The sequence below is a fragment of the Colwellia sp. 12G3 genome, from assembly GCF_002836775.1.
Lineage (GTDB): Bacteria > Pseudomonadota > Gammaproteobacteria > Enterobacterales > Alteromonadaceae > Colwellia.
In genome coordinates, this window is sequence record NZ_PJAQ01000066.1 from 519,717 (window position 1) to 533,335 (window position 13,619).

General features: G+C 38.1%; 12 protein-coding genes. 6 read left to right on the forward strand and 6 right to left on the reverse strand.

Annotation, left to right across the window (positions count from 1 at the left end; all coding sequences use genetic code 11):
- Positions 1-16 precede the first annotated feature (16 nt).
- Positions 17-919, reverse strand: coding sequence for a (2E,6E)-farnesyl diphosphate synthase (gene ispA, locus CXF71_RS16620; RefSeq protein ID WP_101234043.1), 903 nt, complete (start codon positions 917-919; stop codon positions 17-19).
- Complete coding sequence (locus CXF71_RS16625; RefSeq protein WP_101226683.1) at positions 919-1,167, reverse strand: exodeoxyribonuclease VII small subunit; 249 nt, start codon at positions 1,165-1,167, stop codon at positions 919-921. The genes ispA and CXF71_RS16625 overlap by 1 nt, the downstream gene beginning before the upstream one ends.
- Positions 1,168-1,488: 321 nt before the next feature.
- On the opposite strand from CXF71_RS16625, the gene pomA reads away from it, so the two are divergent.
- The 3 genes from pomA (at position 1,489) to thiI (ending at position 4,759) form a co-directional block, all read left to right on the forward strand.
- Positions 1,489-2,253 carry a flagellar motor protein PomA gene (pomA, locus tag CXF71_RS16630; protein WP_101234044.1) on the forward strand — a complete coding sequence of 255 codons (765 nt, stop codon included), beginning with the start codon at positions 1,489-1,491 and terminating at the stop codon, positions 2,251-2,253.
- A gap of 13 nt (positions 2,254-2,266) precedes the next feature.
- Complete coding sequence (locus CXF71_RS16635; RefSeq protein ID WP_101234045.1) at positions 2,267-3,211, forward strand: flagellar motor protein MotB; 945 nt, start codon at positions 2,267-2,269, stop codon at positions 3,209-3,211.
- 93 nt (positions 3,212-3,304) lie between these two features.
- A complete protein-coding gene (thiI, locus tag CXF71_RS16640) occupies positions 3,305-4,759 on the forward strand; it encodes a tRNA uracil 4-sulfurtransferase ThiI (protein WP_101234046.1) in 1,455 nt (484 codons plus the stop codon).
- A gap of 9 nt (positions 4,760-4,768) precedes the next feature.
- Here the strand turns inward: thiI and CXF71_RS16645 are convergent, their stop codons facing one another.
- The gene (locus CXF71_RS16645; RefSeq protein WP_101234047.1) at positions 4,769-5,770 is read right to left on the reverse strand and encodes a ketopantoate reductase family protein; all 1,002 of its coding nucleotides are present in this window, start codon (positions 5,768-5,770) and stop codon (positions 4,769-4,771) included.
- Positions 5,771-5,801: 31 nt separating this feature from the next.
- Positions 5,802-6,179 carry a VanZ family protein gene (locus tag CXF71_RS16650; protein WP_101234048.1) on the reverse strand — a complete coding sequence of 126 codons (378 nt, stop codon included), beginning with the start codon at positions 6,177-6,179 and terminating at the stop codon, positions 5,802-5,804.
- Positions 6,180-6,370: 191 nt separating this feature from the next.
- On the opposite strand from CXF71_RS16650, the gene CXF71_RS16655 reads away from it, so the two are divergent.
- Positions 6,371-6,853: a YajQ family cyclic di-GMP-binding protein gene (locus CXF71_RS16655; protein WP_101234049.1), complete on the forward strand. Its 483-nt coding sequence runs from the start codon at positions 6,371-6,373 to the stop codon at positions 6,851-6,853.
- A 109-nt stretch (positions 6,854-6,962) separates the two neighbouring features.
- Here the strand turns inward: CXF71_RS16655 and CXF71_RS16660 are convergent, their stop codons facing one another.
- Positions 6,963-7,541 (reverse strand): hypothetical protein, encoded by a 579-nt coding sequence (locus tag CXF71_RS16660; RefSeq protein WP_101234050.1) that lies wholly within the window; start codon positions 7,539-7,541, stop codon positions 6,963-6,965.
- Between the two features lie 543 nt (positions 7,542-8,084).
- Between CXF71_RS16660 and CXF71_RS16665 the strand changes: the two genes are divergently transcribed.
- Both CXF71_RS16665 and metH read left to right on the forward strand, forming a co-directional pair.
- A complete protein-coding gene (locus CXF71_RS16665; RefSeq protein ID WP_101234051.1) occupies positions 8,085-9,023 on the forward strand; it encodes a homoserine O-succinyltransferase in 939 nt (312 codons plus the stop codon).
- Positions 9,024-9,079: 56 nt separating this feature from the next.
- Positions 9,080-12,772: a methionine synthase gene (gene metH / locus CXF71_RS16670; protein WP_101234052.1), complete on the forward strand. Its 3,693-nt coding sequence runs from the start codon at positions 9,080-9,082 to the stop codon at positions 12,770-12,772.
- 276 nt (positions 12,773-13,048) lie between these two features.
- Here metH and hpf read toward each other — a convergent pair whose 3' ends face one another.
- Positions 13,049-13,384, reverse strand: coding sequence for a ribosome hibernation-promoting factor, HPF/YfiA family (hpf, locus tag CXF71_RS16675; RefSeq protein ID WP_101234226.1), 336 nt, complete (start codon positions 13,382-13,384; stop codon positions 13,049-13,051).
- Positions 13,385-13,619: the final 235 nt, after the last annotated feature.

A 13,619-nucleotide genomic window follows, 5' to 3' on the forward strand; every position in this document is an offset into this window, starting at 1 on the left:
TAATCAGCCTAGGTACTTAGTGACTGCGCTTAACAATAAAGGTAGCAAAATCTGCTAAAGATTGGGTATTGTAAGGTAATCTAGTCAAAGCTTGAAGTGCTTGTTGTAATAAGTTTTCCGCTTTGTCTTGTGCGCCTTGTAAACCAAGTAGTGCAGGATAGGTACTTTTGTTAGCTGCTAGGTCAGAGCCAACAGGCTTACCTAACACTTCTTCGGTTGACGTTAAGTCAATAATATCATCCTGTACTTGGTAAGCTAGGCCAATAAGCTGTGCGTATTCGCTTAAATTTTTCTTATGTTCTTCGGTGACCTGTTCACTACACATGGCTGGCATTAATACGGAAGCTTTTAACAAAGCGCCGGTTTTAAGAGAGTGTAAAACTTCCAGTTCACATAGTGAAATGCCTTTACCGGTGGCGGCTAAATCAAGCGCTTGTCCGCCACACATGCCTTGGTAACCCGAAGCACTAACTAATTGTTGAATAAGCTCTACTTGAATAGGAATCCTAGATGAGCTTTGATTGGTTGTAAACAAGTGATTAGCCAAAATATCAAAAGCCAATGTTTGCAATGCATCACCCGCTAATATAGCCGTCGCTTCATTAAAAGCTTTGTGGCAAGTCGGCTGACCACGCCTCAAGTCATCGTCATCCATAGCAGGTAAATCATCATGTAAAAGCGAGTAAGCATGAATGCATTCTAGTGCCCCAGCTACCGCGTCTATATCATTTAAGTCAGCTGATAACGCTTCACCGGTAATATAGGCTAAGTAAGGACGCATACGTTTGCCGCCGATAAGCAGTCCATAACGCATAGCTTCAAGTAGTTTAGGATCGTTAATCGTGAGTTCTTCAAGCTTGGTAGCTAAAAAATTATTAATACGTTGTTGATAATAATCATAAGAAGTCAGAATTATCATTAACTATTGCCTGCACTGCTATCAAAGTCAGTAAGCTGGGCAGTGCCATTTTTATCGAGCAAAATTTGTACTTTTTGCTCAGCAGCTTGCAACTTCACTTGACTTAATTGGCTCAGATTCAAACCGCGTTCAAAAAGAGCCATCGATTCTTCTAAGCTTAAATCGCCTTGCTCTAAACTTTGCACTATGGTGTCAAGTTCATTTAATGATTCTTCAAAAGAGAGGTTTTCTAGTTTCTTTTTAGCCATGATTTTTGCTCTAATTACCTAGCGGTTAATTTAATTTGGCAAACTTACCTTAGCTTGCAGCGTGGGTCAATTAACCTACTTCAATTATTGTTCTAAAAATATTTTATCATTAGTGTTAAGTTATTGACACTACGGGCGATAATAAACTTAGTTGCGTATTTTATTATTAGTGAATAATTCGTGAGTTATTAGCGAATAGTTATCACATAATGTACTATTCTTTTATTGAAGTGCGGTCTTAATAGCATTTAGTATAAAGAAGTGAGTCCTTTTTTATATTATTGCTATAAACGTGATGAGTAAGTTGTTTAGGAGAGTTTTGTGGATTTAGCGACGATAATTGGTATTTTAGGTGCCATCGGTTTATTAATTATGGCGATGGTATTATCAGGCGACATTATGATGTTCGCTGATACCCAGTCAGTTATTATTGTTTTTGGTGGTTCTGTTTTCATCGTATTAGCTAACTATAGCTTGGGTCAGTTTTTTGGTATTGGAAAAATTATAGCCAAAGCTTTTATGTTTAAGCTGGAAAAGCCAGAAGAGTTAATTGAAAAAGCTGTTGATATGGCAGATGCCGCACGTAAAGGTGGATTTTTAGCGTTAGAAGAAGCAGAAATAACCAACCCTTTTATGCAAAAGGGCGTTGATATGTTGGTTGATGGGCACGATGCCGACGTAGTGAGAGCTACCTTGCAGAAAGATATTAACTTAACCACAGAGCGACATGAAACTGGCTCGAATATGATGATGGCCCTTGCTGATGTCGCTCCTGCAATGGGTATGATAGGCACCCTAATAGGTCTAGTCGCTATGTTATCTAATATGGATGACCCAAAATCCATTGGTCCAGCTATGGCTGTCGCCTTACTAACAACTCTTTACGGTGCTTTTCTCGCGAACGTTATTGCTATTCCTATCGCTTCAAAATTGAAACTTCGTATGGCTGAAGAAAAAATGAACCAAGAGCTAGTGCTTGATGCGGTGCTCGGTATTCAAGACGGTCAAAATCCCCGTGTTATCGAAGGCTTATTAAGAAATTATTTGGCTGAAGGTAAGAGAAAAATCGATACCACCGAAGAGTAGCGGGAGTTGACTTATGTCTGAACAAAAATGTAAATGTCCACCACCAGGACTACCTGCTTGGATGGGGACTTTTGCTGATCTAATGTCTCTGTTAATGTGCTTTTTCGTGTTACTTCTATCCTTTTCGGAAATGGATGTTTTAAAGTTTAAGCAAATTGCAGGTTCAATGAAATTCGCTTTTGGTGTGCAAAATAAAATTGAAGTAAAAGATATTCCTAAAGGTACCAGTATTATTGCCCAAGAGTTCCGTCCAGGAAAACCAGAGCCAACGCCTATTGAAGTGATTCAGCAACAAACGATGGAAATGACTCAGCAAATGCTTGAATTTCAAGCGGGTGATGAAACATCTGCGGGGGGGCGACAGGAGCAGCGTGGTACTGAGCGTGGCGGTCAATCTCAAAATACCGAGGATGCACTTTCACAACAAGCAGTGCAACAGGCTAAAGATGATTTAGAGCAAGCGGCACAAGAGCAAGTAAATGAATTAGTCAAAAAAATTGCTGAACAGCTGGAACAACAAATTCAAGATGGCGCGATAGAGCTCGAGTCACTGGGTCAACAAGTTATAATTCGCATAAGAGAGAATGGCTCTTTTCCTTCAGGATCTGCATTCTTACAGCCTAAGTTTTGGCCTATAATTCATGAGATTGGCGAGTTATTAAATACTGTGCCGGGTGAAATAATGGTTTCAGGTAATACAGATAACCGTGGTGTTGATTCAGAATTGTTTAGTTCTAACTGGGATCTGTCGAGTAAACGTGCTGTGGCAATAGCGCATCAGTTGATTAAAGTACCAAACTTTGATCCTACTCGCTTAGTGGTTGCCGGTCATGCCGATACCAGACCTTTAGTACCCAATACTAATGCGCTTAATCGTCGCCGTAATCGCCGTGTTGAAATTGCTATTAACCAAGGTAAAGCAAAAGAAACCGAGCGAATTGGTATCACTAAAGAATAGAAATAAATACTTTAGTGTTAAAAGCTTAAAAAAGACAGACAAATAGTGTACAATGCGCGCCATTATTTTTTTGTCTTTTTTAGGTCATAACCGATGAAATTTATCGTAAAGCTTCAAGCAGAGATCACCATAAAATCTCGCCCTGTCCGTAAACGTTTTACTAAAATATTAGAGTCAAGCGTTAAGAATGTTTTGCGTCGTATTGACGAACAAGTCACTACACGTATGAACTGGGATAATATTGAAGTTAATACTAAAGACAATTCACCTGAAAACCGAGAACGCTTGGTAGAAGCGCTTAAGTGTATTCCAGGCATTCCTATATTTTTAGAAGTACAGCAAACGGAATTTGTTGATGTTCATGATATTTATGAAAAAACATTAGCTGTTCATGCTAAAAGTATTGAAAATAAGACTTTTTGCGTACGAGCCAAACGTACAGGGAATCATGATTTTAATTCACTAAAAGTTGAGCAATATGTGGGTGGGGGGTTAAATCAAGCGGTAGATAGTGCCAAGGTTAAACTAAAAAATCCAGATATTACGATACGTCTTGAAATAAAAAATAAAGACTTATTTATTGTTACTGAACGTCATCAAGGATTAGGCGGCTTTCCAATAGCGACACAAGAAGATGTGTTATCGCTAATGTCGGGTGGTTTTGACTCAGGTGTTTCAAGTTACCAAATGATTAAAAAAGGTGCACGTACTCATTACTGTTTCTTTAATCTTGGTGGTTCAGCCCACGAAGTAGGTGTAAAACAAATCAGTTATTATTTGTGGAACAAATTTGGTGCTTCACATAAAGTTAAATTCTTTGCGGTAGATTTTGAGCCTGTTGTTGCTGAGATTCTAGAAAATGTTGAAAATAGCCAGATGGGTGTTGTACTAAAACGAATGATGATTCGTGCAGCGACTAAAATAGCCGAGAAGGGCAAAATTCAAGCACTTGTTACCGGTGAAAGTTTAGGTCAGGTTTCAAGTCAAACCTTAACTAACTTAAACGTTATCAACCGTGTTACTGATACGCTGATTTTACGCCCATTAGCTGCGTACGATAAGCAAGATATTATTGATATAGCACGCGAGATTGGCACTGAAGAATTCTCTAAAACCATTCCAGAATATTGTGGTGTTATTTCTAAAAAACCGACGGTTAAAGCTGTTTTATCTAAAGTTGAAGAAGAAGAAGGTAACTTTAACTTTGATGTTTTAGACAAGGTTATTAGTGAAACGCGTGTTTATGATATTCGTGATATTGGCAAAGAAGCTGAAGAAGAAATTCATGCGGTAGATCTTGTTGAAAACATTCCTGACAATGCCGTTGTTTTAGACATTCGTAGCCCTGAAGAAGAAGAAGATAAACCATTAGAGCTAGGTGATGTTGAAGTTAAGCACATCCCGTTTTACAAGCTATCTACACAGTTTGGTGACTTAGATATGACCAAAGAATACTTGTTGTATTGTGACCATGGTGTAATGAGTAAACTACAAGCATTGTATTTACTTGATAATGGTTTCAAAAACGTAAAAGTGTATCGTCCTTAACTTTTAGAGTTAACTGCTAGCGCTAACTTTAAGGTTCAGCACCTGTTGCCACAGACGAGTATTCTCTGGCGTGGCAACATTATTCTTCTTACCTAAGCGGTGAATATAACCGTTGATATAATCAACCTCTGTAGATCTACCCGCCAACACATCACTTCGCATTGAAGAACAGTTACTTTCCGTTGCTAATGCTACTTTATGAACCATTGCTTGTAAGTCAGTAAATGCTAAATCTATATTCTCAGCTTGGCTAACTTCAATGATCTCAGTTAATAATATTTTGATCTGCTCGGTAAAATTATCGTCATTTACCTTACCATTATCAATATTATTAAGGGCAGTGATCGGGTTTATCACACAGTTAATTGCCAATTTTAACCACTGTTTTTTCACAATATCTTGATGAAAAGTAACCTGGGGTAGGGCAGAGTTCAACTTGCTGGTGAGTTGCTCTTGCTGGAGATAGCTCAGTTCACCAGAAAGTAGTCCTATATCACTTTGCCCTAACCCTGTATGAGTTATCGTTAATGGTGAAATTCGTAAACTGCCATGGGTAGTTAACATGGCAAGTATAACCTGCTGACTTGGTAGCAGTTTGGCTACCGCCTCAAAGGTGCCTATACCGTTGTGAGCAAGTATCACTATGCAATGAGGGGAAATGTATTTGGCAATACTCTCTATTTTACTGGCGATATGAAACGACTTTAGGCACAACAGAATAATATCAGCAGACTCTATATCCGCTATTTGGCTATAAGTTAGCAGATAGCTTTTGGGGGAGGCTTGCTGATAGGAAGTAAATTGATAACTAGAAGTCCTTAGATTGTTCTTGCTAAGTAAGTCTTGATTTGAGGCAAGTAAAGTAACGTCGTTCTTTATATTTACAGTTACTGACGCACTATTTAAAATCTGATCTTGAGATAAATGATGGTACCAAAGTAATCCCATTGCCCCTTGACCAACGACAACAATATTATCCACTCTGCTGGTCATTTGTTTATTATTTACCATATTATTTACGTCTTTAATTAGTCGTCGCTAGTTACAGTGTCTTAGCTATATTGTTTCTAAATAAATTGCGGTATAACCATTTTGCTAATATAAATAAGCTGATACCAACAACATCAGCGATGAAGTCACCTAATTCACCACTTCTATAACCCAAAAAGGATTGACCTATTTCTGTTAACGCCCCATAAAAAATAAGTAATGGCACACAAAATTGCAGTGATAACTTTATAAGCGAGTGGCTAACCCAAGTTAAAATGAAAAAGCTAGTTAAGTGCCCTATAGTATCAATTTCGGGAAATTGAAATATACGTTTTCGTAAAGGATCGGGTAAAAATTCATGCGCGAAAAGTAGTAATATGGATACGATAATTACCGTAATAAAAAAGTAATAATGTTGGCGAGCTTTCACAAGCAATCTGCAATTAAATAAGGAAGTGACTCGATACTAGCATGATTTACTCAGTATTTCTTATTGAAGCTTTCACTTAGGCAAAGTACCTAGAATAGTTACTTGCTTAAATCTGTACTTTAGTTGCGTGCATTAAACGTGAAGGTATAATGGTATGTATTGAACAATTCAACCTACTATAGAGAAAAATTATGCCATCAATGGATATCGTATCAGAAACTGATTTAGAAGAAGTTAAAAATGCCGTAGACAATGCAAATCGTGAAATTACTACACGTTTCGACTTCCGTGGTGTTGAGGCCAGTTTTGAATGGAAAAAACCTAATGTAGTTTTAAAAGCTGAAAGTGACTTTCAATTAAAGCAAATGTGCGACATGTTAAGAAGCCAATTAGCTAAGCGTAACGTTGATGCCAAAGCAATGGCAGTAGGTAATGCTAGCGCTACGGGGAAAAACTGGAGTCAGCAAGTTACCTTCAAAGAAGGTATCGAGCAGGATATGGCAAAGAAGGTTGTTAAACTGATCAAAGACGAAAAAATGAAGGTACAAGCCGCTATACAGGGTGAACAAGTACGGGTAACAGGTAAAAAACGTGATGATCTACAAGCGGTAATGCAATTAGTGCGTACAGCGGACTTAGAGCAATCGTTTCAGTTTACTAACTTTAAAGATTAAATATTATTATTTTAGTCAATTTATCGTGGCTACAGCCATTTCCTAGAATAAATACTGAATTAAGCAAGCACCAAAATTAACAAATTTTTGGTGCTTTTTTTATACCCATCTATTCGTTATTTTGCATTACGTCATCGGTAAAGTTCGTATGCCAGAATTTATAACCTTGAACGGTTGCTTGTGCAGCTGCACCCCATAAATTTGCTTGGTAAATTTTTACGCCCTCAATATCGGCAGACTGGTTTGCAGAAGCATTTGTGCCTTCGCCATCATGTTCAGCGCTAGCTTCGGCGCGGGCGCCGCCATCCCAACCAGATTCTTTGAAACGCACTAAAGCATCATTGTTTAAAAATACATAAACAAAAGCTATTTGCTTAAATCCAATGCCTGCGCCAACACCAACAGAAGCAAAGCGATAATAGTCAGTTTTACCACCCTCATGCATTGTACAAACTCCGCCACCAGTTGATGCCGCAAATAAATAACTATCACTACCGGTACAAATGACATGCGCTTTATTCGCGTTTATAACGGCTTTCGCATCAGGGTGGTCTTCATAAATTTTACCTAAAGCTGATGCTGTTTCTTCTCGTGCATTTTTCATTTTAGCTTCGGGTGTATTTCCTGTAGCGCAGCCCCATAATAAACTCGTGGTTAAACCCATCAATATTAGTTTCTTCATTACCATTATAAATGCCTCATTATGTTGATATAAATGTAGAGTTGAATTAATAATATAGGGTGATTTTTTGAACAAAGATAGTAACTTACTCTAAAATTTAATAATTAGCAGTGCTTCATTATTAATCTTAAGTGGGAACTACCGAATAGTCATTTAGATTAATTATACTCCTATGCTTTTATTTACCACTAGACTCGTTAATTATTTAGCTGCTTATCAAAAAAAGGCATGTAAATGTTGGCAGAAAATATTCAGAGAAGGTAAATGTTAACGATTGCCTATCCTCGTTTTATTCTCACGGGTATAGATGTAAAGAGAGATGCGTAGCCTTTGATTTTAAGATTTTTGGGCCAATATAAGACGCTTTAAGTTTTACCCAACAAGCAAAATAGGTGTCCAAGTGCTGTAGTACATGACTATTAGTTCGATAAATAACTAAGATGATAAAAAACAGTATAGACGTCTATACGTTTAGATGTTGACATAGCTAGCAATCTAAGTAACATTATAACACTCAATTATTATGTGCTTTTTTTCTTAGGTAGCGTTATGCCCATTAAAATTCCCGGTCAATTACCCGCTCTTTCCGTCTTAGATAACGAAAATATCTTTGTTATGTCTGAGGACCGTGCGACAAATCAAGAAATTCGCCCTATGCAAGTGGCGATCTTGAACTTAATGCCTAATAAAATTGAAACTGAAGTTCAAGTTTTACGGATGTTATCCAATACGCCATTACAAATTAATGTTGAATTTGTTCGTATTCATGCCAATGTCTCTAAAAATACCCCGAAGGAGCATTTAGAGAATTTCTATTGTTTGTTTGATGATATTAAACACAAACAATATGATGGTCTTATCATCACAGGTGCACCGTTAGCTTTACTTGATTATCAAGAGGTTAGCTTTTGGGATAAAATTTGTGAAGTATTTGATTGGGCAGATAAAAATGTGACTTCAACCATGTTTTCTTGTTGGGCTGCACATGCCGCTTTATATCATTATTACGGTTTAAATCGTCATTTACGTCAGCAAAAGTTATCCGGTGTTTATCAGCATTACCCACTGGATAGTAAAGAGGAGTTAACGCGTGGTTTTGATGAGAATTTTAATGTGCCACATTCTCGTTATGGTTATATAAATCAAACCGATTATCAAAGTATCGATGAGTTGAGTATATTAGCGCAATCACCCGATGCGGGTGTGTATTTAGTGGCGAGTAAAAATAAACGACAAGTATACCTAACAGGACACCCTGAATACGATACCGCTACCTTACATGAAGAGTATCTCAGAGATCGTAAAAAAAATGCAGATACCAAGTTGCCAATCAACTATTATCAAGATAATAACGTTAATAATAAACCGGTAGGCTCATGGCGAAGTCATGGCAGTTTACTCTTTACTAACTGGTTAAATTATTATGTTTATCAAATAACGCCGTACCAATTAGATGCAGACCATATTAATTCGACACTAATGAAATAGTACGTTAAGTACTGAAAATTACCTTATTCTTTAAATAGTTATTTTTGGATTTAAAAATGAAAAAACACCCATCTTTTGCCTTATTCGAACAGCAACTAGCTAAAAATATTCTCATTCTTGATGGTGCTATGGGCACAATGATCCAAGCGTATAAATTTGAAGAGCAAGACTTTAGAGCTGAGCGCTTTGCTGATTGGCATACCGATGTTAAAGGCAATAACGATATGTTAGTGCTGACTCAGCCAGAAATCATTAAAGCTATTCACCTTGAATACCTCGAAGCCGGCGCAGATATTCTTGAAACTAACACCTTTAATGCGACGACGATTGCCATGGCCGATTACGACATGCAAGAGTATAGCGCTGAGATTAACCGTGTTGCTGCACAAATTGCCCGTGAAGCTGCCGATGAATATACCAAGAAAAACCCTGACCGCCCACGTTTTGTTGCCGGTGTGTTAGGGCCAACTAACCGTACTTGTTCAATTTCTCCTGATGTCAATGATCCTGCATATCGTAACGTGACATTTGATGAGCTAAAAGATGCTTACATTGAATCAACGCTAGCCTTGATTGAAGGCGGTAGTGATATCATTTTAATCGAAACTATTTTCGATACCCTCAATGCTAAAGCCGCTATATTTGCAGTAGAAACTGTCTTTGACCAGTTAGGTGAGCGTTTACCTGTAATGATTTCAGGTACGATTACTGATGCCTCCGGTCGTACTTTATCAGGACAAACAACCGAAGCCTTTTATAATTCATTACGCCACGCTAAACCTGTTTCATTCGGTCTTAACTGTGCGTTAGGTCCAGTTGAATTACGCCAATATGTTGCAGAGTTAAGCCGTATTTGTGATGTTGCCGTTTCTGCCCATCCTAATGCGGGTTTGCCAAACGCCTTTGGTGAATATGATTTTACCGTTGATGACATGAACACCCACGTAGAAGAGTGGGCTTCGTCAGGTTTCTTAAATATTATTGGTGGTTGTTGTGGTACCACGCCTGAGCATATTCGGGGCATGGCTGATTCGGTTGCAAATATCAAACCACGTAAAGTTGAAAAGCGTGAAGTTGCTTGTCGCTTATCAGGTTTAGAAGCATTAACTATTAATAAAGATAGCTTGTTTGTTAACGTTGGAGAACGTACTAACGTTACCGGCTCTGCTATGTTTAAGCGCTTAATTGTCGAAGAAGATTACGATAAAGCCATCTCTGTAGCCCTCCAACAAGTAGAAAATGGTGCCCAGATTATTGATATCAACATGGATGAAGGCATGTTGGACTCAAAAACCGCTATGGTGCGTTTTTTAAATCTAATTGCCGGCGAACCAGACATTGCTAAAGTGCCAATCATGATTGACTCCTCTAAGTGGGACATCATTGAAGCAGGCCTTAAATGTATTCAAGGTAAAGGTATTGTTAACTCTATCAGCCTGAAAGAAGGCGAAGAAAATTTCCGTCACCAAGCTGAATTACTTCGTCGTTACGGCGCTGCTGTTATTGTAATGGCGTTTGATGAAGAAGGGCAAGCTGATACCCGTAAGCGTAAATATGAAATTTGTCATCGTGCTTATCACATGCTTGTTGATGAAATTGGTTACCCGCCAGAAGATATTATTTTCGACCCGAATATTTTTGCCGTTGCCACGGGTATTGAAGAGCACAATAACTACGCGGTCGATTTTATCGAAGCGGTAGATGATATTAAGAAAAACCTACCCTATGCGATGATCTCTGGTGGTGTATCAAATGTGTCTTTCTCATTTAGAGGAAACAACCCCGTACGTGAAGCCATTCACGCGGTATTTTTATACTACGCCATTAAAAATGGCATGGACATGGGTATTGTTAATGCAGGTCAGCTAGCTATTTATTCAGACTTACCCGATAAGCTGAAACAAGCGGTAGAAGACGTTATTCAGAATAAGGATGATGATGCCACCGAACGCTTGCTTGATATTGCTCAAGAGTATCATGGTAAAGCTGGCGGACAAGTTTCAAAAACTGATTTAACTTGGCGAGAATTGCCGATTAATGCACGTCTATCTCATGCGTTAGTTAAAGGCATTAATGAATTCATTATTGAGGATACCGAAGAAGCCCGTTTAGCTGCCGACCGTCCTTTAGATGTTATTGAAGGGCCATTGATGGATGGCATGAACACCGTCGGCGATTTATTTGGCGCGGGTGAGATGTTTTTACCGCAAGTAGTAAAGTCAGCGCGGGTAATGAAACAAGCGGTTGCTTACTTAAACCCTTATATTGAAGAGGGGAAAACTGAAATAAGCACCAATGGTAAAGTGTTGCTCGCCACGGTTAAAGGTGATGTACACGATATCGGTAAAAACATTGTTGGCGTAGTACTGCAATGTAATAACTATGAAATTATTGATCTTGGCGTGATGGTTTCTTGTGATGATATTTTACGCGTCGCTAAAGAAGAAAACGTTGATATCATTGGTCTATCAGGCTTGATCACACCATCACTTGATGAAATGGTTTATGTTGCTAAAGAAATGAAACGAACAGGTTTGAAATTGCCTTTATTAATTGGTGGTGCAACCACGTCAAAGGCACATACAGCGGTTAAAATTGAACCGCAATATGATGAGCCGGTGGTTTATGTATCGAATGCTTCTCGCGCAGTCTCTGTGGTAAGTAACTTGTTATCAAGTGAACATAAAGCAGGATTTTTTGCCAGTACCCAAGAAGAATATGAACGTGTCCGTGTTCGCCATTATAAAAAAGGTCCGCGTTCAAGTTTAATTAGTCTTGAAGCTGCGCGAGCTAATGCCACCAAAATTAATTTTGATGATTATACGCCGAAAAAACCTAACAAGTTGGGGGTAACGGTACTTGATAATATCGATTTGAACGAAGTTAGAAAATATATTGATTGGACACCATTTTTCATGACATGGCAGATGTCGGGCAAGTATCCTCTCATTTTAAAACATGAAGTGATTGGCGTTGAAGCAACGAGCTTATTTAATGATGCTAACGCCATGCTTGATGACGTTATCAATAATAAAAAAATATCTGCTAGAGCGGTATTTGGTTTGTTTCCTGCGAACAGTAATCAAGATGACATACAGCTGTACACCGATGAAAGTCGCCAGGAAAAATTAATGAGACTTCACCAACTACGTCAACAAAGTAAAAAACCAGCAGGGCAGTTTAATCGTTGTTTGTCTGATTATATAGCACCAAAAGACTCAGGTATTGAAGATTATGTTGGTGCTTTTGCTGTGTCAGCAGGTTTTGGTGTGGAAGAGTTAGTCAAAGTTTTTGATGCTGATCATGATGCTTATAATTCAATATTACTCAAAGCGGTCGCTGATCGATTAGCTGAAGCGAGTGCTGAATATTTGCATGAAAAAGTGCGAAAAGAATATTGGGGTTTTGCGCCTGATGAAGATCTTAATAATGACGCGTTAATTCGTGAAAGTTATCAGGGTATTCGCCCAGCGCCAGGTTATCCTGCTTGCCCTGAGCATACTGAAAAAGGTTTGTTGTGGGAATTACTTAATGTTAAAGAAAACATTGATATGGACCTCACCTCAAGTTATGCCATGTGGCCTGGTGCTGCGGTAAGTGGTTGGTATTTTTCTCATCCAGAATCTAAGTACTTTGCCGTAGCTAAACTGGCTAAAGATCAAGTGCTCGATTATGCAGCACGTAAAGGTATGACCATCGAGCAAGCAGAACGTTGGTTATCTGCAAACTTAGACTACGAACCAGAATAAGTTGAATCAGAATAAGTTAAGTTTGAATAAAAGGGCTGAACTTATTCGTTGTTTGAATTGGTGATTTTATTACCGATATCAGCAGTACACCTTGAGAACAATAAAAAAGGCTGCATCATGATTTAATCATAATGCAGCCTTTTTCGATTTACAAATACACTTCTAGCTATTAGTTTTCTTGTTGATATTTATTGAGTTAATATTTGCTTATAATGTCTTGCGACACTATAAGCACTTCACTAATCGTGTTCGCTTATACCTTAGTTTATGTCTAAGTTAAGCTGAGTGATATAAGTCTGTTTGTGGTACAACAAACTTATTATTAAATTTGGCTGATAACACACCTTTGCGACGAGCAAGGGCAACTTGTAGTTTCTTAGCAACTTTGGCGATGGCCACATACAGTTGTTTGTCAGAAGCATTTACGGTGACTTTCTCTCCTTCGTACAATGTTGTTACTTCAAGTTTTTGTAGATGCGGCTCAACGGTAATGGTTGAGTTTAACGTCATAATCGACGGATAATGCTTAGAGACTTTCGCAAACTTATTCTCGATAGATTGCTTGATACCTTCAGTTATTTCAACGTGGTGTCCAGAAATTTTAATCTTCATAGTCTTACCTCTTTTGTTATCTTCATCTTTGTCTTCACCTTCATATTCCTCCTTCATTCATAAAAATGCAATAGGAAAAAGGTAGAAAAATGCAATTAAATGTAACCGTTATTTAGCCTTACTTTGTTCATTTTTGGGCATGAAAAATGCAGGTTTAAATACGACAAAAAGTAACAAGATAAACAATAAATTAATTATTCAAATAACTGATAAAACAGAAATGACAAAACAAAAA

Coding starts and splice junctions, on each gene's coding strand:
- ispA (WP_101234043.1), bottom strand. CDS start 919: ATGATAATTCTGACTTCTTATGATTATTATCAACAACGTATTAATAAT.
- CXF71_RS16625 (WP_101226683.1), bottom strand. CDS start 1,167: ATGGCTAAAAAGAAACTAGAAAACCTCTCTTTTGAAGAATCATTAAAT.
- CXF71_RS16635 (WP_101234045.1), top strand. CDS start 2,267: ATGTCTGAACAAAAATGTAAATGTCCACCACCAGGACTACCTGCTTGG.
- thiI (WP_101234046.1), top strand. CDS start 3,305: ATGAAATTTATCGTAAAGCTTCAAGCAGAGATCACCATAAAATCTCGC.
- CXF71_RS16645 (WP_101234047.1), bottom strand. CDS start 5,770: ATGGTAAATAATAAACAAATGACCAGCAGAGTGGATAATATTGTTGTC.
- CXF71_RS16655 (WP_101234049.1), top strand. CDS start 6,371: ATGCCATCAATGGATATCGTATCAGAAACTGATTTAGAAGAAGTTAAA.
- CXF71_RS16660 (WP_101234050.1), bottom strand. CDS start 7,541: ATGGTAATGAAGAAACTAATATTGATGGGTTTAACCACGAGTTTATTA.
- CXF71_RS16665 (WP_101234051.1), top strand. CDS start 8,085: ATGCCCATTAAAATTCCCGGTCAATTACCCGCTCTTTCCGTCTTAGAT.
- metH (WP_101234052.1), top strand. CDS start 9,080: ATGAAAAAACACCCATCTTTTGCCTTATTCGAACAGCAACTAGCTAAA.
- hpf (WP_101234226.1), bottom strand. CDS start 13,384: ATGAAGATTAAAATTTCTGGACACCACGTTGAAATAACTGAAGGTATC.